The 24,138-nt window shown below is 43.1% G+C and carries 15 protein-coding genes and 1 tRNA gene; 4 read left to right on the plus strand and 12 right to left on the minus strand.

All coding sequences use genetic code 11. The features are described 5' to 3' along the window. Positions 1 to 188 precede the first annotated feature (188 nt). From A2W93_01130 to A2W93_01155, 6 genes are all read right to left on the minus strand, one after another. Positions 189 to 1,445 carry a hypothetical protein gene (locus A2W93_01130; protein ID OFY55682.1) on the minus strand — a complete coding sequence of 419 codons (1,257 nt, stop codon included), beginning with the start codon at positions 1,443 to 1,445 and terminating at the stop codon, positions 189 to 191. Positions 1,446 to 1,688: 243 nt separating this feature from the next. Next, positions 1,689 to 1,775 (minus strand) — tRNA-Ser (locus A2W93_01135). 53 nt (positions 1,776 to 1,828) lie between these two features. Further along, positions 1,829 to 3,712, minus strand: coding sequence for a hypothetical protein (locus tag A2W93_01140; GenBank protein OFY55683.1), 1,884 nt, complete (start codon positions 3,710 to 3,712; stop codon positions 1,829 to 1,831). 226 nt (positions 3,713 to 3,938) lie between these two features. Next, the gene (locus A2W93_01145) at positions 3,939 to 5,042 is read right to left on the minus strand and encodes a glycine cleavage system protein T (GenBank protein ID OFY55684.1); all 1,104 of its coding nucleotides are present in this window, start codon (positions 5,040 to 5,042) and stop codon (positions 3,939 to 3,941) included. Between the two features lie 270 nt (positions 5,043 to 5,312). Then, positions 5,313 to 7,427, minus strand: coding sequence for a peptidase M3 (locus tag A2W93_01150; GenBank protein OFY55685.1), 2,115 nt, complete (start codon positions 7,425 to 7,427; stop codon positions 5,313 to 5,315). 176 nt (positions 7,428 to 7,603) lie between these two features. Beyond that, on the minus strand, positions 7,604 to 8,182 hold the full coding sequence (locus A2W93_01155) for a hypothetical protein (protein ID OFY55686.1): 579 nt from the start codon (positions 8,180 to 8,182) through the stop codon (positions 7,604 to 7,606). 204 nt (positions 8,183 to 8,386) lie between these two features. On the opposite strand from A2W93_01155, the gene A2W93_01160 reads away from it, so the two are divergent. Beyond that, positions 8,387 to 9,298: a hypothetical protein gene (locus A2W93_01160; protein ID OFY55687.1), complete on the plus strand. Its 912-nt coding sequence runs from the start codon at positions 8,387 to 8,389 to the stop codon at positions 9,296 to 9,298. Positions 9,299 to 9,310: 12 nt separating this feature from the next. Beyond that, positions 9,311 to 10,246, plus strand: coding sequence for a hypothetical protein (locus A2W93_01165; protein OFY55688.1), 936 nt, complete (start codon positions 9,311 to 9,313; stop codon positions 10,244 to 10,246). Between the two features lie 301 nt (positions 10,247 to 10,547). Here the strand turns inward: A2W93_01165 and A2W93_01170 are convergent, their stop codons facing one another. The 6 genes from A2W93_01170 to A2W93_01195 all read right to left on the minus strand — a co-directional run bounded on the left by A2W93_01170 (position 10,548) and on the right by A2W93_01195 (position 21,285). Continuing rightward, a complete protein-coding gene (locus A2W93_01170) occupies positions 10,548 to 11,891 on the minus strand; it encodes a hypothetical protein (protein ID OFY55689.1) in 1,344 nt (447 codons plus the stop codon). Between the two features lie 133 nt (positions 11,892 to 12,024). Beyond that, on the minus strand, positions 12,025 to 13,059 hold the full coding sequence (locus tag A2W93_01175; protein OFY55690.1) for a hypothetical protein: 1,035 nt from the start codon (positions 13,057 to 13,059) through the stop codon (positions 12,025 to 12,027). A gap of 13 nt (positions 13,060 to 13,072) precedes the next feature. Then, positions 13,073 to 17,431, minus strand: a complete 4,359-nt coding sequence (locus tag A2W93_01180; protein ID OFY55691.1) for a hypothetical protein — start codon at positions 17,429 to 17,431, stop codon at positions 13,073 to 13,075. Positions 17,432 to 17,729: 298 nt separating this feature from the next. Continuing rightward, on the minus strand, positions 17,730 to 19,001 hold the full coding sequence (locus A2W93_01185; GenBank protein ID OFY55692.1) for a hypothetical protein: 1,272 nt from the start codon (positions 18,999 to 19,001) through the stop codon (positions 17,730 to 17,732). 182 nt (positions 19,002 to 19,183) lie between these two features. Then, positions 19,184 to 20,530, minus strand: coding sequence for a hypothetical protein (locus A2W93_01190; GenBank protein ID OFY55693.1), 1,347 nt, complete (start codon positions 20,528 to 20,530; stop codon positions 19,184 to 19,186). Positions 20,531 to 20,703: 173 nt separating this feature from the next. Then, entirely contained in the window at positions 20,704 to 21,285 is a 582-nt protein-coding gene (locus tag A2W93_01195; GenBank protein OFY55694.1) for a non-canonical purine NTP pyrophosphatase, RdgB/HAM1 family, read from the minus strand. Between the two features lie 75 nt (positions 21,286 to 21,360). Here A2W93_01195 and A2W93_01200 point away from each other — a divergent pair, with 75 nt between their 5' ends. Together A2W93_01200 and A2W93_01205 are read left to right on the plus strand one after the other, a co-directional pair. Beyond that, entirely contained in the window at positions 21,361 to 23,145 is a 1,785-nt protein-coding gene (locus A2W93_01200; GenBank protein OFY55695.1) for a single-stranded-DNA-specific exonuclease RecJ, read from the plus strand. Then, the gene (locus A2W93_01205; GenBank protein ID OFY55696.1) at positions 23,142 to 24,137 is read left to right on the plus strand and encodes a tryptophan--tRNA ligase; all 996 of its coding nucleotides are present in this window, start codon (positions 23,142 to 23,144) and stop codon (positions 24,135 to 24,137) included. Before A2W93_01200 ends, A2W93_01205 begins: the two co-directional genes overlap by 4 nt. Position 24,138 lies beyond the last annotated feature (1 nt).

A 24,138-nucleotide genomic window follows, 5' to 3' on the forward strand; every position in this document is an offset into this window, starting at 1 on the left:
GGATTACCAAGCTTTTCAGCCTGAATCCGATTGATTTTTTTCTGTTCCATAATGAAGTTTATTTATCGTTTGAATTGAATAAACTTCGATGGGACAAATGGAATAAGTTTTCGCCCTGAATATATCTTCAGTGAAAATGGGGAAAGGCAGTATTAAAAATGTCTGTCTGCGCGACTTATAAGCACATCTTAATTTGGGCAAATCTCAAATGAAAGGGGAGGCTTGCCATTCGTATATTTATCCGTTAGCTTATCCATATCGCGCCCAACCTTTTTATCGAGAAGCCGCGCATAGTTCTGAGTCATCGAAATGGAACTATGTCCTAGCATTTTCGAAACACTTTCGATTGGGATATCGTTGTTAAGTGTAACGGTTGTAGCAAAGGTGTGACGCGCCATATGCGATGTAATTTCTTTTTCAATTCCACAAACATCTGCAATTTCCTTCAGATAGGAATTCAGTTTCTGGTTCGACAGGACTGGCAATAGTACATTTTTGACAATGCAATACTTATCGAAGCGATATTTCGCAAGAATTTCTTTGGCGGCTGGCAACAATGGGACGTGTGAGATCATATCAGTTTTATATCGCCGTGCATGAATCCAGAGCTTGCCATCGTCTGACGTAACAAGATTTTCAGGAGACAGTCGTTTTAAATCGGAGTATGCATAACCGGTGTAGCAGCCGAAAAGAAAAACATCAGCAACCTGTTGCAACCGGTCTGAATTAAACTTTTTTGTCCGGATTTTTTCCATTTCTGTTTCTGTAAGAAAGCCTTTATCAACCTTATCCAGATGGAACTTGATATTAGCGAACGGATTGATTTTTATCCAACCGTTGCCAAAGCAAATAGAGGTGATTTTCTTGAAATTTTTCAAGTACTTGGTTGAGGTGTTGTGGCTGCAGTTTCGCGTGGTTTTCAGGAATATTTCGAAACCACGAATAAAATCCGGTGTAACTTTTTGAAGCGGCACGTCTTTTACTTTGTATCGTTCATTCATGTATTGTTTCAGCAGCGTAAGATTTGTCACATACCGATCATAAGTCGCTTTTGCAAAGTCTTTGCCGACGAGTTTCTTCACATTGTCATTATGTTCCTGATAGACCGAAACCAAAGTCTTTTCATCAGTTTTAATCCCGAGAAAAGAATTCTTGATATTCTTTGCCGTGAGCTCCTGAACCTCATCGCGCAGCAAATTGATGTGATTGTTGATCTGGAGCCGCACATAATGAATGTGAGCATTAATTTCCTTTGCCTCTTTTGTGTTACCGATCACACCATTCTTTTCCGTATTCCACCATTCAGGATTCACTGATTTTGCAATTGAAATTTCTTCTATCCCTTTATCCACAACAATTTTTGCGTAGATTGGTGCTTCCCCGTTTTGAAGAAGTTTCGTTCTTTTAATGTAGAACGAGAGCGAAATTTTTGATCTGTTTACCATTTAAGCCTCCGTTTTTTTAATAGGTTAAAACTACGAAATTTTAGGCTTTAAACAAAATGCAAAGTGCTGTATTTCAGTGAATAAAAATCATTTCCGCTGGACTTGGCCCCCCAAACATTTAGTCCAGCGGAAATACCAGTGAACTGCCGTATTTTGCGTTACTTTCTTGCCATTTCGGCGCATAAAAAAAGTCCCGAAAGCATTGATTTTCAGGACTTTTCTTTAGATTGCATTTCTAATCAGCGGAGAGGGAGGGATTCGAACCCTCGGTACCCTTACGAGTACGTCAGTTTAGCAAACTGGTGGTTTCAGCCACTCACCCACCTCTCCGGGTTAATGCTGAAAGGAGTGCAAAGGTATAAAAAAGTTTTTTTAATCAGCGATTATTTTTTGTCGAGCTGCTCGAAAATTGAGTTACGACTTTGAAATTCAGGTACAACTGTTTTCATTTTTCGCACAATTTCAGTGTAGTTATCTTCATTTACCAAGCCTGACAACAATTTTATATCACTATCAATGGCGGCTGCGTCGCGGCTTTCCACTCGGGCAATCAAAATGCGCTCGTGATAGGTTGGCAGCGTGTTTTCTTTATCGGCCAGCAGCTCTTCGTAAAGTTTTTCACCAGGGCGCAAACCAGTGAATTCTATCTGGATGTCCTTTCCAAGGGTGAGGCCACTGAGCAAAATCATTTTCTGAGCAAGATCCAGAATTTTGACCGATTTACCCATATCGAAAATAAAAATCTCGCCGCCCTGCCCCATAGTGCCGGCTTCGAGAACCAAACTGACTGCTTCGGGAATGGTCATGAAAAAGCGGGTAACATTGGCATCGGTAACAGTAACTGGTCCGCCGCTTTCAATCTGTTTTCTAAACAAAGGAATTACAGAGCCATTCGACCCAAGTACATTGCCAAAACGGGTGGTGATAAATCTGGTTTCCGCCTTTTTGTCGTGCGACTGCACATACATCTCAGCGATTCGCTTCGACGCACCCATCACATTGGTTGGATTCACGGCCTTATCGGTGGAAATGAAAACGAATTTTTTCGCATGGAATTCCATGGCCATATCGGCCAGCAGACGGGTCCCGAGAACATTGTTACGCACTGCTTCAGAAGGATTGAGTTCCATCATGGGCACATGTTTATAAGCGGCGGCATGAAACACCAGCGCAGGTCTGAATTCGCTGAAAATCTGTTTCATTTTCAACTCATCGCAAATATCGGCAATGATGATCTTATAATCTTTTACGCGACGCTGTTCAAGCTCATTCTGCAAATGAAACATCGGTGTTTCGGCCTGATCGACACATATAAGCTTAGCCGGATGAAACTCACATATTTGCCTCACAAGTTCGCTACCGATTGAGCCAGCAGCACCCGTTATTAAAACAACCTGTCCGGCAATCTCCTGCCCAACTTTTTCATTGGATATCTGAATCACATCGCGCTCCAGCAACTCTTCGATATTGATCTTGCGGATTTGTTTGAAAGAAAGTTCTCCATTGATCCAGCGACGCACAGGCGGCACAACAAGCACTTTGGTTTTGTACTTCAGGCATAAGTCAGTGATTTCAGTTTTTCGCTGCGGCGAGAGATTCTGAATGGACAAAACAACATGGGCAACCTGATTCAGCGAAAGCAGTTCTTCGAGTTTATCAGCACTGTGAATTTGAATGCCTTCTATTTTTTTTCCGATTTTTTTCTGATCATCGTCAAAAAAAGCCAGCACTTTGTATTTGGAACCAGCATCGCGATCGATTGCCCTTTTGGTAATAATGCCACTTTCACCTGCTCCGAAAATAACAACCCAGGTCTTTTCCTTTGACGGAGCGCGCATTTCGAGAAAGGCAACTTTAAGCATAACTCTGTAACCGAGAATGAGACCTGCGGTCATCATCAGCTCAATAATTATAATGGAATAAGGAACCAGATTCGGCTGGCCAAACCCGTAATAGGAAACCACGTTGGCAGCAACAAATAAAATGCTTCCAAGAATAATATTTGCCGAAATGCGAATTGCGTCCGTAGTGCTGGTATAGCGAATAATATTTTTAAAAGTGCCGAATAAAATAAACAACAGCAATCGGGTTGCAAGTATCACCAGAAAACTGATTTCCATGAAATGGATTTCATACGCCGGTACTTTAAAGTTGAAGCGCACCTGGAAACTGATGTAAACCGAAAACAAGACTATACAAATGTCAAACAAGAGTATGGTCCAGCGAGGGATAAACCGATCGGCAAAAACATTTTTCAAAACATGAATATTTCCGCAAATTTACGAACAATTTCAAGAGTGCGGAATTGAGGTGGCCGTTGGTTGATTTTGGGAGGACAATCCCCAATTTATTTTATGCGATAATGTGAAAACCAAATCACACTTTTGCATAAAATAAAAAAGCTTAACTAATTGACAATAAACAAAAAAGCTCCCCGAAATTCGAGGAGCCCTATGAAATTTTACTTTAAAAATATCGCTTCCGATTGACTGATTAACCTTTATAAAAAGGCGTTTTAACAACCACAGCTTTGAGCAGTTTGTCGCGGACTTTGATGAAGATTTCAGTGCCGCTTTTTGCCATTGCAAGAGGGACATATCCCATGCCGACACCAATTTTCACGCTTGGTCCCATGGTTCCGGAAGTAACTACGCCTACAACCGCTCCATCTGCACTGCAGATTTCATATTCATGGCGGGGAATACCTTTGTCAACCATTTCAAAGCCGATAAGGCGGCGTGTTGCACCACCGTTTTTCAGGCCCAGATTAAATTCCTTGTCAATAAAATTCTTGGCATCGGTGAATTTGGTGATCCAGCCGAGACCAGCTTCAATTGGAGCGGTGGTGTCATCGATATCATTGCCATAGAGGCAAAATCCCATTTCGAGGCGCAGTGTGTCGCGGGCAGCCAGTCCAATGGGTTTGATTCCGAATTCAGCGCCAGCTTCGAAAACGGCTTTAAATATTTTTTCAGCATCAGCATTCTTCATATAAATCTCGCACCCGCCGCTGCCGGTGTAACCAGTAGTAGCAAAAACGATATCTTTAACACCGGCAAATTCAATTACTTTCACGGTGTAATATTCCATATCGGTAATGGTAGTTGCTGTAAGCTTCTGCATGGCTTTTAGCGCAAGCGGTCCTTGTACGGCAAGCTGAGCATAATCGTCGGATTCATTTCTGAAGTCAGTCCCAATGGTCAACCCAAATTTTTCTGCATGGGGAACAAGCCATTTCCAGTCTTTCTCAATGTTCGACGCATTCACAACCAGTAAATAATTCTCGGCGCCAATGCGGTAAACAAGCAAATCGTCAACAATACCACCTTTGCCATTCGGCAGACAGGAATACTGTACTTTGCCATCAACAAGCACAGATGCGTCGTTGGTGGTTACATATTGAATAAAGTCGAGCGCTTTCGGGCCTTTCACCCAGAATTCGCCCATGTGTGAAACATCAAAAACGCCCACGCCTTTTCGTACAGTTTCGTGTTCAGAATTCACGCCTTCGAATTGCACAGGCATGTAGAAACCAGCGAATTCAACCATTTTGGCGCCCATTTCCTCGTGGAATTTTGTAAATGCAGTTGTTTTCATTTTTTAATAGAATTTTTCAGAATTGTTGCAAAGGTAAATGAAATAATAAATTCTTTGCACCAAATTCGAATTTGATTTTTCGAATAATACGGATTATCAGACGCATTATAGCATCAAAGGCCGGACAGATAAGATCTTTAACTGAAAAGGAAAATTATGTTTAGTCCGCATCAGATTAAAAGAAATGAAAAAGCGCCTTTTCAGACGCTTTTTCTTCTGCTTATACACCAATAAACCCAAAACCTATGAAAATAATTTTGATGTGCAGTATTATTTTTTGAATCCGCGGTTTCGCAACAATGCATCAACCATAGGCTCACGGCCACGGAAAGCAACATACATTTCCATCGGATCGCGTTTGCCACCGGGAGCCAACACTTCGCTGCGGAATTTACCAGCCAGTTTTTTATTGAAAATATCACCTGATTCTTCAAATGCTTCAAAAGCGTCGCTGTCCAGAACTTCGCTCCAGACGTAGCTGTAATAGCCCGAAGAATATCCGCCGCTGAAAATATGATTGAAATAAGTTGAACGATAGCGTGGCAGAATTTCTTTAATCAGGCCAAGGCGCTCCATCGATGCTTTCTCAAAAGCAAGCACATCGAGATTGTTTGAATTTTCGAGGGTATGATAATCCATGTCAAGAATAGCAGCCGCAATGAATTCGAGTGTTGCAAATCCCTGATTGAAATTGCCGCTGTTTTTGATTTTGGCAATCAGTTCGTCAGGAATAACTTCGCCTGTTTTATAATGCTTGGCGTAGAGTTTCAGCATTTCAGGATGCAGCGCCCAATGCTCCATGACCTGTGAAGGCAGTTCAACAAAATCGCGTGGGACATACCCCGAAAGTCTTTCGTAGGTAACATTTCCAAAAAAGCTATGAATGGCATGACCAAACTCGTGGAAGAAGGTCAGTGTTTCGTCAAGATTGAGCAATGCGGGGCCGTTTGCTGTAGGAGCAGTAAAGTTCATTACAATACTGACGACCGGAGTAACATTCTTTCCGTTTTTCACATACTGATCGCGGTACGAAGTACACCATGCACCTCCGCGTTTCGAAGCGCGCGGATGGAAATCCATGTATAAAACTGCCAGGTGCTGACTATTTGTATCTAAAACTTCATACACAGTGACATCTTTATGATATATGGGCATGTTTTCCAGCTTTTTGAAAGTGATGCCATATAGCTTGTTGCTGAGTAAAAATATTCCTTCACGAACATTGTCGAGACTGAAATAAGGACGAAGCATTTCTTCGTCGAGGTCATATTTTTCCTTGCGGATTTTTTCAGCATAATACCACCAATCCCAGACTTCGAGTTTGAAATTTCCACCTTCCTTGTCAATCATTTTCTGCATATCAGCGGCTTCTGATTTGCCAACTGGCAGTGCAGCATCCCATACGGTCTGCAGAAGTTCATATACTTTTTCAGACGTTTTGGCCATATTGCGATCGAGAATAAACGAAGCATGATTGAGGTAGCCCAGCAGCTTTGCACGTTCCAAACGCAATGAAACAATTTCGGTAATTATTTTTTTATTGTCGTTTTCATTATTGTTGTCGCCGCGCAGGAAATATCCTTTGTAAATTTTTTCGCGCAATTCGCGGCGCTCCGAATACTGAAGGAAAGGAATCATACTGGGTTTGTCAGCCGTGAACAGCCATTTCCCATCCATCTTCTTTTCTTTTGCAGCTTCAGCAGCGGCATCTACAACACTCTGAGGAAGACCGGCAAGATCTTCTTTCTTGTCAATCACCATCTGAAATGCATTGTTGTCGGCCATCACATGATCGCCAAACTGCAACTCGAGAACCGACATTTTTTCATTGATTTCACGAAGGCGCTCTTTGCCTTTCTTGTCAAGGTTAGCTCCACTTCTTACAAAATCGAGATATATTATTTCAGTGAGTTTTTTCTGTTCGGGGTTCAGGCCACTGCGATTGCTATATACAGTCTGAATTCGTTTGAATAAATTTTCATTCAGCACAATGTCATCGCTGTGTTTCGACATTTTTGGAGCCATTTCCTGAGCCAGATTCTGCATCGAATCATTGGTATTGGCTTCGAGTTCGTTGTAAAAAACTGAACTTACACGTGACAGCATTTGACCGCTTGCATCGAATTTTGCAACCGTGTTTTCAAAGGTCGCAGCTTCTTTATTGTTTGCGATTGAATCAATCTCAAGCATCTGCTGTTTCATTCCTTCTTCCAGAGCCGGCTGATAATGTTCGAATTTAATTTTATCGAATGGAGGAACGCCAAACTGAGTATTAAACTCAGAAAAGAATGGATTGTCTTTATTCTTTTTATCAGCGCCACCGCAGCCTGCGATGAGAATCATGACAACATAAGGCATAGCTTTCAGTGAGAAGATTTTTTTCATGTCTTATTTTTTTGCAAAGCTACAATCTTAATGCAAATCAAAACACCTGATAATTAATAAAATATACTTATAGCTGCTTTTCACAAACCGAAAGCAGAGAATAATATGTACGAAGCAAAATTTATACGCTTAATAACGTATCAAATAAGATGAAATATTGGAAAGCAAATGACAGCTTACGGTTTTGGCGGGCTGCACGGATCGCACGGAAACGCATACAATAACTTAAAGCCTGACCAGGCGCCAGATCCAACTGTGATTTTCCCGTAGGTCTTTTCGAAATATTTCTGACAATTCGGATTTGGAGGCAGATTGCTTCCAGCTGTATAAACAATATAGTAATCATAGCTGCCGGCATGCAGGCCAGCAGAGAAATGCCCATTTGCATCGGTCATGGTAATTACAAAATCGGAGGGATCTGCAGAATTCACAAATTTAATTTTCTGCGAAGCAAGCGGATGTTCCATGCTGAATTCCTTCTCGAACTCAGGAGTAGGTTTGACTCCTCCACAATATCGCCGCTTGTAATAGGCAGAACCACTGGCTATTTCTTCTTGTTTCCAGCTTACATTTTTGTTGTCTTTTTCTTCAGGAACCACCGTGGCTACAGTGGCAGGGTCTGTAACCAAAGTTGTGTCTTTGGTCTGCTCTGCAACAACACTGTCGCTTTTGAGCTGAGCCTGTTCATCCTTATGCTTGCAGAATGTCAGCATAAGCGATAGAAAAGAAAGCAGAACGATAATTTGAATTTTCATATTCAAGGATTGAAGAATATACAAACCTACATAAAATTTTCAACAAAGGCTAATTGCGAATTGAGGCTTTTATGAGCGAAAGAATCAACTGTTTTTAAAAATTCGGATTGGCAAGCACCAATGTTCGCATAATTATTTTACTTTTGCAGAAACGTAAACGGGATGTAGCGATCCATTAACAAAACCAGGAAAGGAGGGCAGCCTATGATTGAACAGATCAGGCTTGACAAAGTAAAATGGTTACATATTCTTTATCCATCCGATGAAGATTATAATCTCCTGATTGACGAGTATCATTTTCACCCACTGGATATTGAGGACTGCAAGACGCGGGCTCAGCGATCGAAAATAGACATCTACGATGATTATTATTTCCTGATTCTGCATTTCCCTTACTTCGACAAGGTCAACCGTTTCATTAAAGTCAAGGAAATTAAAATTTTCTGGGGCAAAGATTTCATCATCACTATTGGCAGTGCTCATTGGGTGATCCGCGACCTGTTCGAGGATTTCCGGCGCCAAATCGGAGATGGTCACATTGATGAGTATCTGCAGTCGTCGGATATGTTGTTGTACAGAATTCTTGAATTACTTATGAAAGAAACGCAGGTGATTCTGCAACGAACCGACACGGAAATTGACCTGATCAATAAAGAAATGTTTAGCCGCAATGCGGATAAAATTATTGAGAAAATATCAATCACCCGAAAGAATGTAATTCTGCTGAACACGACATTTAAACCTCAGCTTCGTCTGTTTCACAAATTCGAAAGCGGCGAGGTGAAAGGATTCGTTGAAGATATGGAAGAATACTGGGGCAACATTCTCGACTATTATCAGAAAAACTGGGATATGATTGAGGATGATGGCGAATTGCTGGAAGGATTGTCGAAAACGTTCGATTCTATGCAGGCCAATCGTACCAACGAAATCATGAAAATGCTCACTTTCATCAGTACGACTTTACTTCCACTGACTTTTATCACTGGATTGTATGGGATGAATGTGGCGCTGCCATTTGGCGAACATCCTTACGCTTTTTCGATGATTATCGGCATCATGCTGCTGATTGTTATTTTTCTGATTTTATATTTCAAACGAAAACGCTGGATGTAAGCGGAGGATTCAATGCGCGGGAAAAAAGGTGTCTCTCTGATCTTTATGTTGATCCTTGTCCTCACCTGGGGCTCATCATTCATTTTGATGAAAAAAGCGCTGGTGTATTTCCCGAGCGATATTGTTGCTGCATACCGCATGACAGCTGCATTTGCAATCATGCTGGTTCCTGCGCTGTATTATCTTTTCAAAATCCCGTTCAAGACTTTTTTACTGCTCACGCTGTCCGGAATATTGGCCAATGGTCTTCCGGCTTTTCTTTTCGCCTATGCTCAAACCGGCATCGAGAGCTATGTTGCTGGAATACTGAACAGCACTACAACTCTTTCTACATTGATTATTGGTGTTTTGTTTTTTGCCTACAAAGCAAAATGGCTGAGCGTTGCCGGTGTCATTGTCGGCTTTGCCGGCATTATTGGATTGCTCGCTTTTGCAGGCGGAAAGACGCTAAGTTTTAATTTTAGCTATGGGGTTTATATTCTGATTGCAACAACAGCCTATGCCTTGAATATCAATTTTATAAAACGATGGCTTGGCAATGTGCCGACATTCCCAATGGTTTCCATGGTGTTTTTTGTTACCGGAATCTGCTCCTCGATTTACTTGTTTGGGTATTCGGAATTTGTTTCAATCGTTCGCACCACGAGCGGCAGCGGGTATGGAATTTTGTACATGAGCATTCTTGGCATTGTTGGGTCAGCCCTTGCGTTGCTATTGTATTACCACTTAATAAAAATTGCAGACATTCTTTTTGTGGCATCGGTCACCTACCTCATGCCAGTAGTTTCAACGCTCTGGGGCATGGGCGACGGTGAAGTACTGGGGCTCGCTCATGTTGCATTCATTCTGCTTATACTGGTTGGAGTCTTCATGGTCAATTACCACGACCTGATGGGGAAGATCAAGAACAGATATAATACCAAAGTGATTTATAAATCAGGTAAATAAATTTTGCACGACTCCGGAGGAGTCACATGTCTGTAGACCTTGATCAAACAAAATTACGACTCCAGAGGAGTCGCATATTAAGAGCTGCATCTTCTGATAATGCTTGTTTATATGCGACCCGCCAGCCGGCGGATCGTGTATGCGTTATTGGTTTTCTACAGATATGTGATGCCTCTGGCATCATCCATCAATATTAAATACAATAATTTTGTAGTTATTGGACCATCTGTTAATTCACTTTGGGATAAATGAAAAAAAGCATGAACACAATGAATTCATGCTTTCAATAAAAACACAACAACTATTTTTCGAGAGCATTCAGACGCTGTTCAAGCTGCTGGATTTTCTGTTCCAGTGTTTCAATAACTGTCTGTTGTTCCTGAATGGCTTTTGTAAGCACCGGGACAAGCGAGATGTAATCAACCATGTAATATCCGGTTACATTGCTTGATTCGCCGCGCGTTTTGCTATGATCAATGGTAGGATCTGTAATGAATTTCTTGTTGGTTACAACCTGTGGAAATACCTTTTCAAGGTCCTGTGCAACAAATCCAAATGAGGTTTTTTCAGGATCAAAATGTTTTCCGGGGAATTCATCAGCTCTCCATTTATATGACTTCGGTTCCAACTGCATAACAGCATCCAAAGCATTTTCGATGGGTTTGATTTCTTTTTTCCATCGTTCATCGGATGCTGTAAAAACACTGGCATCCACATAAATGTCACCAATGAAATATCCACCCCATCCTGAGTTTGAATTTGACGATCCATAAACACCATAACCTGCACCGTTGTTGGCAATGTGAAGCCCAAACAAACCTGAATAGGTACCTGCAGTAGATCCTTCCAACGCATTATAGCCATTCCCGCTATCAGAGTTTTCAAAGAATCCTGATCCACCTGAGGTGTGACTATTATAAGAATTAATCAGCCAGGGATTGGTAGCATTCCATGCAGTAGAATTGTACACTGAGAAAATATCACCAGCAGTGTATGTGGTGCTATTTATTAATACATGATCATTTCCACCATCAACAAAAAACATATTTGCAGCAGTGTTGGATTCAACCCGGAAATCATAATCGTTGCTTTGGTCGTTTACAACCGCTTCGGTAGTGCTCATTCTGAAACGCTCAACGCCAGCAGTTGAATAACCAAGAATATCTGCACCAGGGCTAAATGCACCGGTATTGGGATCAGCAACATACGTCCAGAAAGGCAAAGCTGCAGTTCCAAGCGCATTGGCCATCACCTGGTCGCCATTGGCAACACGAAGGCGGATGGTGTTGTTTGTACGAAAATCCAGAGCCTGAGCATCGGTAGTGCCTAAGAAATTTGTTCCTGAAACAGTACCCGTATTTCCCAACAGCGCCCAGCCAACAGTGGATGTACCTGATAAAATACGAACCCAGGCAGAGCCGCTCCAATAGTAAAAGCCAGGAGTTACATCAGATACAGCAGCTGTATTATACACAAGCAAACTGATTGCAGGAGCAGTGACTGGCAAAGCTGATGCTGTCCCTGTGAGTGCAACTCTGGGAATAAGCATACCTGATGTGGTCGATCTGACTTCAAGCATAGCAGAGGCGTCGGGCGTTATTGTAGCTGAGGAAATTCCAACCTGCGCCAGAACATTGCCAGACATGCAAAAAAGAATTAGGGCCAGGAACATTCCTGCCGCGCCGATTCGATGTTGGGTCTTTGTATTCATTTTTTTGGTTTTAATTGCTTAAGGTTTTTTAGTTTTGCTTTATCAGGAATATTCATTTTCGACACTGCTACAACAAAGTCCTGCTGCTGTTATCGTTTTTCAGGATGTATCGCACCATAAACTCAAAGCCACCATTCATATTTGTGAACTTACTAAGTTTCGACACGTTGACATCGTAGGAAACGCCCATGGCAAAATCGTTGAGTTCAATCATGGCATAGGTAATTGCAGCGTCTCCTGCTCTGTACTGTTCTCCAATTGTCAGATAGGCATCTTTGATAAATCCGGTATATTTCGATTCTTCACGAAGCTGGTACCGGAATCCAAGTCCCGGAATCATTTCCTTTTGTGTACCCTGCATTGAGTAATAAAAACCCGGAATCAAAGCAAGATTTGAATTGCCAATCTGAATTACTGAACGAAAATGCGCGTTTATGCGCATATCAATTGTCTCGTCAGCAGTGCCGGTAAATTGATAGGCTGGTTGGGTAACATGCTGTACTGCGCCGCCAACATTGAATTTGAATCCCTCATTCGATTTCAAGCCTTTGGTATTATTGGAAAAGCTGTAATTCAACCCGGCTCCAAAATCAGTGTAAGCAAAATCCATATTTGTAAACATCTCGTTGCTGGTAATGGTTCCGTCAAATCCGGTTGTACCGTCATATTGATTCACCCACATCTGATTCTCATCGCTCAGCTTTTTTTGCACATAGCCGCCGTAAATACCAGCGCCCAACATATTGCTTTCATTCAGGTAGAGTTGGTAAGCTACGTTCAGGATTGCACCTGTTGTGGTGAATTGTACATCACCGGTTACATCATTGAATGCAGTAATACCAATAGCAAGAAAACCGTTGGTTGTATTTCCTTTGTTGAAAGAAATATCGTAGGAAAAATCATAGTTGTTATAGGCTGCGCCCAGACTTTTCCACTGATTTTTATAATTGAGGACAAAGCGGTGATTGCCGTCAAAATATCCGGTCAACGCTGGATTAAGCAACAAAGGAGCTTCATTGTACTGTGAGTAGTGCATGTCCTGAGCGCGCATTCCAAAAGTGAATGCCATCAGAGTTGCCAGAATATATATTTGCTTTTTCATACTTTGATTCTCCTTATCTTGCTATGGTTATATATCCGTTGTATTCTTTCACCGTTGTTTCTCCTTCAAATATCAGCGAAACCGCATAGGGATAAGCACCCTGTTCAACTGGTTTGCCCTTGTATTCACCATTCCACCCTTCATTCTGATCATCTGATTCGAAAACTTTTTCACCCCATCGGTCATAGATATGCAAAGTAAAGCTGGTGATGCCCTTTCCCTGAACAAGGTAAATATCATTGTTTCCATCTCCATTGGGAGAGAAAATGTTTGGAATATAAACATGCGGAGTATAACACGAGTCCGTTGCAATATCAACAGTTCCACTGGCGATTCGCAGACAGCCATTGGCGTCGGTTACAGAAACATCGTATGTGCCTGGTGCCAGAAGGAATATAGAATCTGTCGTCTCAGTGGTCTCCCAGGTGGTGTTGTAAGGTGCGGAACCACCTGTAATATCAACAAAGGCAAATCCGTCGTTTGCACCATAACACGTTTCTGAAACACAGTTCACAACAATGTCCGGGGTTTCATTTACATCAATGGTTGTTGTATCCGAATCACCGCATGCTCCACTAATGGTGTAAACTACAGAATGAGAACCGTCTCCGGCAACAGCAGGATCAAAAGTACCTGCAGCAGAACTGGTTATACCAGGACCACTCCAGCTACCACCATTTTGAGCAGCGGCAAGAGCAACTGAAGAAACGTTGTCGCAGAAAGGTCCTGCAGCAACAATGGATGCATTGGCCTGTGTAGTAATAAGCACCTGAATAGTATCGCTGTCGGGGCAAGGTCCCGATGTGGTATAAACAATTTCATGAGTTCCCACTCCCGCAATAACCGGAGAAAAAGAGCCAGCATTTACATCTGTAATTCCCGTACCGCTCCAGGTACCTCCTGGGTTTGCAGAAGACATTGGGACATTTGCATCAAATTCGCAGAAAGGTCCTGCGGGATTGATGTTTGCTGCAATAACACCATTAACAACAACATACATTGTATCTGAATCGGTACACGAGCCCGCTGATGTGTAAATGATGCGATGTGTTCCAGGGCCAGCCGTACCAGGGTCAAATTCGCCGGTCGAAGTGTTTACCATCCCTGGACCGCTCCATGTACCACCCGGATTTATTGCTGTAAAAATCTCATTGGTCCCGCTTGTGCAAAATGGTCCCGCTGGATTCATTGCAGCATCAGTAATGGTTCCGACAGAAATGATAATACTTGATACGTCAGAACATCCGTTTGCATCAGTGCCTGTAACATTGTAAGTGGTTGTTGCTGCTGGTGTCACTGTGTGTAATGATCCCGCGCCTAGCCCGTTGTCCCAGGCAAATGAAGTTCCGCCAGTTGCTGTAATATCAGTACTTTCACCAACACAAAGCGTAGGATCAGTGGCGCTGGCAGTTATTGCCGGCAGGTTGTTCACAGTTACGGTTACGGTTGATGTACCGGTACAACCATTTACATCGGTACCTGTCACCTGATATGTGGTTGTTGCCGCCGGAGCTACTGTATGCGACAATCCTGCTCCCAGACTATTGTCCCATGAGTATGTACTGCCGCCTCCGGCACTGATTGTTGTATTATTTCCAAAACATATGTCAGCATCGACAGCCGAAGCTGCAATGGTTGGCAATGAATTAACGGCAATAGTAATCGTTGCAGTATTAGAACAGCCCGATGCAGTGGTTCCGGTTACCGCATAGGTTGTGGTTGCAATTGGACTGACGGTGAATGTAGTTCCGGCTCCCAGGCCCTGATCCCATGACAAATTCGCTGCTCCACCACCTGTCAGCGTAGCCGATGCTCCGTTACAAATGGCAGTAAAATCTGCAGCGGCCGTAACCACTGGAACCGCTGAAACGGTAACGGTAACCGATGCAGTATTTTCGCAGCTGTTTACATCCGTACCGGTGACCTGATAGGTAGTGGTAGCTCCAGGAGTAACCGTTTGGGTAGCACCCGCGCCTAATCCGTTATCCCATATGTAAGAGCTGCCTCCGCCACCGGTAATTGATGTGCTTTCTCCAGTACACAAATCAGGAAATGCAGCTACGGCAGAAATGGTTGGCAAGTTATTAACCGTTACCAGAACACTGGCAACATTTGTACAGCCGTTCCCATCTGTTCCTGTTACATTGTATGTCGTAGAGGTTAGAGGTGATACTGTGTGACTGATACCTACGCCAAGTCCGTTGTCCCAGGTATATGAACTGCCGCCACCAGCGCTGACAGGCGTATTGGCGCCAATACACAGCGATGGATCAGTTGCGGCTGCTGTTATTGTCGGCAAATTATTTACATTGACAGTTACAGTTGCGAGATTAGAGCATCCTGCGGCAGAAGTTCCTGTAACCGTATAAGTAGTGGTGGTAATTGGGTTTACTGTATAACTTGAATTTGTTCCGAGACCATCCCAATTATAAGTAGCGCCACCGATTGCACTTACGGTAGTACCGCTTCCCGAACAAACAGTGGGTATTGAAGCTGAAGCTGAAATGGCAGGAATCGTGTTTACTGTTACCGTTACATCAGCAGTCGCTGAACAACCGGTAGCGCTTGATCCTGTAACATTGTAAGTAGTAGTGGCAGCTGGGTTTACAACAAAAGAGCTCCCGGCCCCCAAACCGTTATCCCATGTGTAATTCAAGGCTCCGCCACCGCTGATGGTAGTTGACGAACCAATACATATAGATGGCGATACAGCTGAAGCTGCAACTGCAGGGGCAGTGGTCAGGGTTATTGTAACTGAAGCCGTATTTGTACAGCCATTTATATCGGTTCCTGTAACATTGTAGGTTGTTGTTGCCGCTGGGGAAACGGTATGCGTTGTCCCTGCACCAAGTCCGCTATCCCAAATATAATTACTGCCCCCACCACCGGTAATCGGTGTGCTTTCGCCAGTACAAAGGCTGGGATAGTCAGCTGTTGCCGTGATTGCGGGCTGAGGATTAACTGTCACCGTAACATTTGCGGTGTTTGAACAACCGTTTGCTCCGACACCCGTTACTGTATAAACCGTGGTTGTTAATGGATTGACTGCGTAAGAAACATTGGTTCCCAAACCACTCCAGTTGTACGATGATCCGCCACCAGCGGTAATATTTGTATTGCCGCCTATGCAAAAATCAGGATCGGCCGCTGTTGCGGTGATTCCAGGAAGTGCATTAACCGTTACGTTTATTGCATCAATAGTCTGACAACTGTTTACCGGGTTTGTGACTGTAACAACATAACTACCCGTAGTATTTACGTTAATAGTCTGGGTTGATGCAGTAGTTGACCAATTGTATGAAGCGCCTGCATTACCTGCATTTAAAGAAAGCAAGTTGCCCGAGCAGAAAGTTGTGTCATTGCCAAGATTTACAGTGAGCGCATGCTTTGTAAGCGCCACCGGACGTTCTGAAGCAGGCAGTGTCTGATTAATTGCAGTTGCAACGTATAAAGGAGCTCCAACAGCGGTTGAAGAACCGGCAATTTCGTACCATTGAGCAGAGGGTGCTGTAAGCCAGTTTCCCATTGCATCCCAGCTTCCGTCGGCGGTGTTGTCGTAATAGACTTTAACAGTTGTCTGGTCAGCTCCAGTGGTGTGATTCAGCATGTGAAAAAACAAAGGATTCACCTGGCAAATGATAGCTTCTTTAGTATTTATATTAAAAGTCTCGGTAGTTGGCGTATAATTGGCCATGCGCACTTCGTAGGTGTTTGCTGCTGTCGTTGCCGGCAATAATTCAACTGGCCTGTAGCGTACTGTGCCAACTGATGATCCGGTAGGAAACAAATAAGATGCAACTGAATTGGTAACACGACTCAGTGCGCCACCAATGGTACTGCTGACAAAGCCATTCACCCGAGTGATCGCCACTGTGCTGGGATTGGTAACATACATTGTAAAAGATGCAGTTGCCAATTCAACGCTGTTCAGACTCAGAATATTTGTAGTCGTCTGATCGATTGTCTGTGTCTTGATACCGCTGTTGCTCAGATTCAGGTTGTAAAACGTGCTGGAAACAGAACCAGTCAGCAATTGATTGATTCCTAGAAAATTCACAATACCAGTATAGCATGTGAATGTGTTGTTGTTAATCCAGTCTCCGTTCAGCGTAATTGTACCACGACCGGCAATAGTGCCATTGTTGGTAATGTCATCGGATACAACTGCGGCAGAAGTGATTGCAATTTCATCAACTATTGCACCCGCGTTGTTTTCAACACTGCCTACAACCGTAATGGTAGTGTTTCCGGCAATGCTAAGTCCTCCTTTATTCGTAAGCACAGACTGCCCGCTTGCGCTAATGACCGATGCCACAGCGAAAAACATTGTCAGAATTACTGCTAAAATCGAAGGGTAAAGTTTTTTAATCATGTAATATGGTTTTTAACTTAAAAATCCGCTGTTGAAAAACAGTTTTAAACTTGAAAATTGAGCACAAAATTAGAAATAAATCTGATATAATATCATTCTTTATCACCTGAAAACATGTATTTATACTTTTTACATATTCTTCAACTTGTATAATAATATACATTAAGACACTTTGAAAATAATTGTTATAAAACACTTTAACAGGTTTTCCGTCATTTACTCGGGAGTTAATGCTAATGATCATTTAGTCGGTATATTTAGTTGCTTTATGTGTGTATTTTTGAAATATCATTGCATTTTACTTTACAACCGTTACTTTGCCAAAAACGCTCTTCAAATTTCCCTTTACATTTCTGTATTTGAAACTATAAACATAAACATCCAGCATGCATTCATTGCCCTGAAACAATCCATCCCAACCCTCGCCCTGTTTTTCGGACGAAAATATCTGTGTACCCCATCGGTCAAAAATGCTGAATGAATATTCGCTCAGCATTTCATTATTTCCAATAATAGGGCAAAAGAAATCATTGGCGCCGTCGCCATTTGGAGAGAATGAGTTGGGAATATAAATGAAATCCTCTGATACAGAGCCAGTCAGCGTCCAGTCTTTATAAAAGTCTTCAGGCAATATCAGATCTGTAGTATATTTATTGGCATCAGGGTTTGAAGTACCTGATGGGGCCAGATCGTCCCAGACAATCATGTCATGGTTGAAACGAATTGCCCCAAGTGTATTTTCATCCATTGGGTGGATATCAGCCTCAGTATAGCTGAAAACTAATTGTCCGGATGGTTTCAAAGTCTGCCTGGCTTCAACAAGCCAGAACCTGTTAACCGTAACTTCTGGATCGAACGGGTCAAGCGAAGGCACAAGGTCTGGAAGTGGGCTGTTCGCAGAGGTAGTCGGATAAGTTGAGAAATCAATGGAGCCAATTCCGGCAGCTGGCTGAGTAATGGTCAAATTTACATTCAGATCGTTTTGCCCGCTCAGTCCACTTCCAAAAGGAACTCCGAATGTCCCTGTCTGTGAGTCAATATTCCAGCGAAGAATTCCCAGTCCTGCTGCTGGCTCTGTTTCGGCATACAGATATCCGCTCTGATAATTCAGAACTCCTGGAGATGCCTGTTCCAGTTCGAGGAGATGCGAGTTGAGATCGAAAACAGCTGCAATAGTGAATTGTCCTGCAACAAATGCGTGTGCAGCATCCAGAATCTTCGTCCCTCCGGATACAGTAAGATTTTCAAACCGTGTCGGAGATGAGCCGTCAATCCGCTGCTGACCTCCGGAAGGCAAAATAATATTGCCGTCAGGAACAGCTTCTATGTTGACAAACACCTGATTCCCGGCATTGTTGATAAAGTCATCGTACACAATCATATTGCCGTCGTTATCAACAAACCCATCCTGCGATGCAAAATGATTAGCATATTGGCCGCCAATAACAAGATATGCTCCCGGTGAAATTACTATCCCGTTTCCATTGTTTACAACTGTCTGTGCAAACACAGTTTGTGCAAACAAACCAATGCTCAAAATCAGGAAAGAAACAAATCGTATTACATTCATAATCTAACCGTTACATTGAAAAATCCGAAACAAATATTCTTGCAGAAATAATAGCTAAACCGATTTTTATCAAAAGTTTAGATTCTGTACTATTTAATTGGTTTAATAGTGAAAATTGCATTTGAAATCAAAAAATTAACAATTAACAATTCATTTACCACAAGCAAAACAGCCAGCAATGTCTATTGAGGAATAATCGTTAGAATCAACGCACCTTCATTTGGATTGGGAGCGGTGGTGTTTCCCCCTGCATAGAAATTATCGAATGCATATTTTTTTGCTCTCACATTGATGGTATGGTTCCCAGGTGTCAGCACAATGGTGTTAGTCATTGACCAGGGAGCGATGGTGTTGGTAAACCCGGATGGATCGGTAACATCAATGGTCTGAAACATGTCATTCACCGCCACTCCGTTAAGAAATACCTGGACTATAACCCCTGACCCGTAATAGGATGCTGATGTAGTTTCAAGAGATCCATAAGTTGAAACCAGAACAGTCGCACTGGTGGAAAGCGTAAACGAAAGAGTCAATCCTCCGATGCTGGCGAACGTTGTTGAACTAATCAGTGTTCGGGTGGATGTCGCTTTTAAGACCTGAATTACATTGCCAATTGATTGCCAGACCGGGGCTGTGTTGGAACCCTGCGATACCAATACCTGGCCCGTAACTCCCGGATTATTGTTCGGCATCAGAGCCCCTGAAAACTTTACATTGCCCGGAACATCCAGCTTTTGGGTCGGAGTTGCAGTGCCGATTCCGACATTGGTTCCGTTATCAAAGATCTGACTGCAAACTATCTGTGTGCCGTCGTTTTTTAGTACATAATTGGCATTGGTGCAGCCCAGTGCGCCGGAGGTGCCCGGTGAACCGTTGCAGATATAGCGCGATAGCGCCGGATTGATTTCTCCGGCATCAAGGATCCCATTGCTATTGGCATCCAGCCCAAACTGCAGCATTACTCCACCATACTGACAATTGGCTCCAGCTGGTTCATTCGTGGTTAAAGCGACCGTATTAAGGCCACTTCCGGCTGGACCCTGAGCTCCGGTTGCACCAGGAGATCCGTCGCACACATACTGCGTTAGCGAAGGCAAAATTTCTGCTGCATCCAAAACTCCATTATCATTTAAATCAACACCGAAATCAAGTCTCGCACCGCCATAAGTGCAATTCACTCCCGCTGGCTCAATGGCTGTTCCTGTTAAGGTATTGTGGCCGTTTCCACCGGAACCTCCGCTGCAAAGCGAAAACCACGACATGGTTCCCGACCGGTAAACGAGCACGCACATAGAATCTGTGTCGTAAACCAGTAAGCCGTTGGCTGGAGATGCAATAGCCAATCTCTGCGCAGCATTCATACGTGGAATCAACAATCCTTTGTCGGCAGCAACAATGTCAAGCGCTGCTGATGGATCGGGCAAAGCCCCTGTTGGATTTATTCCCACATTGTTTTGTGCCACAACCTTCTGTGGATTGAATCCGTAAATCAGCGACAAGACAATAACAAACTGAAACATCAATTTCATTGATCTCATAACAGTAGCTTTTAAAATTGAAAATATCCCCCCCACGAAAATATTCACAGCAATATGACTGCATTATCATCCGTTTTGTCAAACGATGCCGCAAATTAATCTGTAAAAAGCAGGAAATTCAAGTTGGCTACTGCTGTAGAAAAGCTTTCATTCCCAATGTCGGCTCAAGAATTGAGTGTTTTCAGAAAATCAACCATTTTCGCCAATGCCCTGCCCCGGTGACTGATGGCGTTTTTCTCGTCAGAATTCAACTCGGCAAAGCTTTTCAAAAAACCATCAGGCCTGAAAACCGGATCATAACCAAAGCCTCCAGTACCAGCCCTTTCAAACATTATTGATCCCTCGACAATACCTTCGAAAAAGAATTCCTTGCCGTCAAGGATCAATGACACCGCAGTTCTGAACCGGGCACAGCGATTTGATTCGTTTTGTAATTCTTCAAGAACCTTATCAACGTTTGCGCTGAAATCATGGCCGGGACCAGCATAGCGTGCCGAATAGACACCTGGACGACCATCAAGTGCTTCAATTTCGAGCCCGGTATCATCGGCAAAACAATCCAAACCAGTTGCAGCAAAAATAGTTGTAGCCTTGATTGAAGCATTCGCCTCCAGTGTCAGACCGGTCTCTTCAATATCTTCGAAAAAGCCCGCATCATTCAAACTGATTACCTCAACAAAGGGCAATAATATTTGGCGTGCTTCCTCGAGTTTATGGGCATTGTTGGTTGCAAAAACAAGTTTCATAACAGGTAATAAAATGCAAAAATAATCTTTTCAAAGTCATTTAAATTATCTTACATTTGCACATCATTCAGAATTATGCTTGCAAAACGGTGGATATTAAAGGATCAGGGAAATGAGGAACTCATACGCCTGTTGATGGAACAGGTAAACGTGAATCGAACCTTGGCTAATCTACTTGTACAGCGCGGCATTGATTCATATGATTCGGCAAAAGCATTCTTCCGGCCCAGTATCGAAAATCTCCACGACCCTTTCCTGATGAAGGACATGGATAAAGCCGTTGACAGACTTGTTTTGGCAATAGACCGCAAAGAATCCATTTTGCTTTATGGCGATTATGACGTTGATGGCACTACCGCAGTAGCCATCGTTTATAAGTTTCTGAAGCGTTTCAAACTGCCACTTGATTATTACATTCCGGACCGTTTTACAGAAGGATATGGGATTTCGATAAAAGGAATCGATTACGCTTCGGAAACGGGCTGCTCGCTTATAATTGCGGTTGACTGCGGCATCAAGGATCAGGAAAAAGTACTGTATGCCACTGAAAAAGGCATTGACTGTATCATTTGCGATCACCACCGGCCGGGCGATGATATTCCGGATGCTGTGGCTGTCCTCGATCCTAAACAAAAAGACTGTAATTATCCGTTTGAGGAGCTTTCGGGTGCCGGCGTTGGGTTTAAACTAATGCAGGGACTTGCTCAAAGACTTAGTATTCCCTTTGACGAACTAAAACTACTTCTCGATCTTGTAACATTAAGCATCGCTGCGGATATCGTTCCGGTAATTGGCGAAAACAGGATTTTGTCATTCTACGGATTGAAAATGATTAATTCCAACCCAAGTGCTGGAATTGAAGCCATTCTTCGAACCGCTGGTGTTAAACGCAGACCCGATAGTTATTACAAAACCGACTATTCGTTCACGAAAAAAATAACCATCTCCGACCTTGTTTTTATTGTTGGGCCACGCGTAAATGCTGCGGGCCGCATTCAGAGCGGTAAAAACTCAGTAGATCTTTTGATCAGCGAAAATGCAGATCAGGCCGACATCATTGCCACTCAAATTGACAACCTCAATATTGAGCGCAAGAGTCTTGATTCAAACGCCACAACGGAAGCACTTTTAGCTATCGCAGAATCACTCGACGATGCAGGACGACGATCGACGGTCCTCTTTAATCCTGCATGGCCAAAAGGAATTCTTGGTATCGTTGCATCACGCCTCACTGAACACTATTACAAACCCACCATTGTTTTTACAAGAGCCAACGATGAAGGCGTAATTACTGGCAGTGCGCGCTCGATCAAGGATTTTGATATTTACGAAGCTGTTGAAACCTGCAGCGATCTGCTCATTCACTGGGGCGGACACACCTATGCCGCAGGGCTCTCCCTCAAAGAGTCCGACTTTGAAACATTCAGAAGGCGGTTTGATGAATTTGCACAGGCCAAAATTTCGGATGATATGATGATCCCCGTAATTGAAGTGGATTCATATCTTGATTTTAATGAAGTCACGAAAAAATTCTATTCTGTACTCAAACAATTTGCGCCATTCGGCCCAGGCAATATGAATCCTGTATTTCAAACAAACAGGGTGTACGACAATGGCTTCTCGAAACTTGTAGGAAACAACCATATTAAACTGATGGTGACCCAAAGCCACTACAAAGGCGTTGGATTGCCAGGTATCGCATTTCAGCTTGGAGAATATTTCACGCAGATTGAAAGCCAGAAACCGTTTGACATCGTGTATGCACTCGAAGAAAACGAATGGAACGGCAATACCACGCTGCAGCTGAATATAAAAGACATCAGAATCGAAAAGGAAAAAGAAGAATCACAGGAACAATGAGCAGAATATTAAGCGGAATCCGCCCCACGGGCAATCTTCATCTGGGTAATTATTTTGGCGCAGTCAAGAATTTTGTGCGTCTGCAGGAAGAAAATGAATGCTATTTTTTTATAGCTGATTATCACAGTCTGACAACACATCCAACGCCGGAAAATCTGAACTACAATGTACGTCAGGTTTTAGCAGAATTTGTCGGCTGCGGCCTTGACCCTGAAAAAGCAACCCTCTATATTCAGAGCGATGTCCCAGAAACCATCGAATTGTATTTGTTCCTCAATATGAATGCCTACCTGGGCGAGCTGGAGCGGGTTACATCATTTAAAGACAAAATTCGCAAGCAACCAAATAACGTGAATGCCGGGCTGCTCACCTACCCATCCCTGATGGCTGCTGATATTCTGATTCACCACGCAGACAAAGTTCCGGTTGGAAAAGATCAGGAACAGCATCTTGAAATGACCCGCACATTTGCCAATCGCTTCAATCGATTGTACAAAACAGAATATTTTAAAGAACCCGAAGCATTTAATTTCGGCGCCGAGCTCGTAAAAGTACCGGGACTGGATGGCGGAGGCAAAATGGGAAAATCGGAAGGCGAAGGCAATGCCATTTTTTTGATTGATGACGAAAAAACGATTTCAAAAAAAATCATGCGTGCTGTTACCGACAGCGGCCCCACAGAACAAAATCAGACACCGCCACAGTCAATTCAGAATTTATTTTCATTGCTTGAAATTGTTTCGGCTGAAGACACTTTGAAGTTTTTCCGCGAGTCGTATGCCAATTGTTCCATTCGCTATGGCGATCTGAAAAAACAACTGGCTGTTGACATGAACCTGTTTATTTCTCCCATTCGCGAACGCATTCTGAGCGTCGCTTCCGACACCGCTTATCTGTCGAAAGTGGCTGCAACCGGTCGTGAAAAAGCGCAGGCAAGTGCCTCGAAAACCATAAAAGAAGTTCGCGAAATCATCGGATTTAAAACACTCTAGA

The sequence above is a fragment of the Bacteroidetes bacterium GWF2_43_63 genome (genome assembly GCA_001769275.1).
Classification (GTDB): domain Bacteria; phylum Bacteroidota; class Bacteroidia; order Bacteroidales; family DTU049; genus GWF2-43-63.

Excerpts from the sequence above, each read along its gene's own strand:
- A2W93_01130 (OFY55682.1), bottom strand. The coding sequence starts at position 1,445 with ATGGTAAACAGATCAAAAATTTCGCTCTCGTTCTACATTAAAAGAACG.
- A2W93_01145 (OFY55684.1), bottom strand. The coding sequence starts at position 5,042 with ATGAAAACAACTGCATTTACAAAATTCCACGAGGAAATGGGCGCCAAA.
- A2W93_01150 (OFY55685.1), bottom strand. The coding sequence starts at position 7,427 with ATGAAAAAAATCTTCTCACTGAAAGCTATGCCTTATGTTGTCATGATT.
- A2W93_01155 (OFY55686.1), bottom strand. The coding sequence starts at position 8,182 with ATGAAAATTCAAATTATCGTTCTGCTTTCTTTTCTATCGCTTATGCTG.
- A2W93_01160 (OFY55687.1), top strand. The coding sequence starts at position 8,387 with ATGATTGAACAGATCAGGCTTGACAAAGTAAAATGGTTACATATTCTT.
- A2W93_01165 (OFY55688.1), top strand. The coding sequence starts at position 9,311 with ATGCGCGGGAAAAAAGGTGTCTCTCTGATCTTTATGTTGATCCTTGTC.
- A2W93_01170 (OFY55689.1), bottom strand. The coding sequence starts at position 11,891 with ATGTCTGGCAATGTTCTGGCGCAGGTTGGAATTTCCTCAGCTACAATA.
- A2W93_01175 (OFY55690.1), bottom strand. The coding sequence starts at position 13,059 with ATGAAAAAGCAAATATATATTCTGGCAACTCTGATGGCATTCACTTTT.
- A2W93_01180 (OFY55691.1), bottom strand. The coding sequence starts at position 17,431 with ATGATTAAAAAACTTTACCCTTCGATTTTAGCAGTAATTCTGACAATG.
- A2W93_01185 (OFY55692.1), bottom strand. The coding sequence starts at position 19,001 with ATGAATGTAATACGATTTGTTTCTTTCCTGATTTTGAGCATTGGTTTG.
- A2W93_01190 (OFY55693.1), bottom strand. The coding sequence starts at position 20,530 with ATGAAATTGATGTTTCAGTTTGTTATTGTCTTGTCGCTGATTTACGGA.
- A2W93_01195 (OFY55694.1), bottom strand. The coding sequence starts at position 21,285 with ATGAAACTTGTTTTTGCAACCAACAATGCCCATAAACTCGAGGAAGCA.
- A2W93_01200 (OFY55695.1), top strand. The coding sequence starts at position 21,361 with ATGCTTGCAAAACGGTGGATATTAAAGGATCAGGGAAATGAGGAACTC.
- A2W93_01205 (OFY55696.1), top strand. The coding sequence starts at position 23,142 with ATGAGCAGAATATTAAGCGGAATCCGCCCCACGGGCAATCTTCATCTG.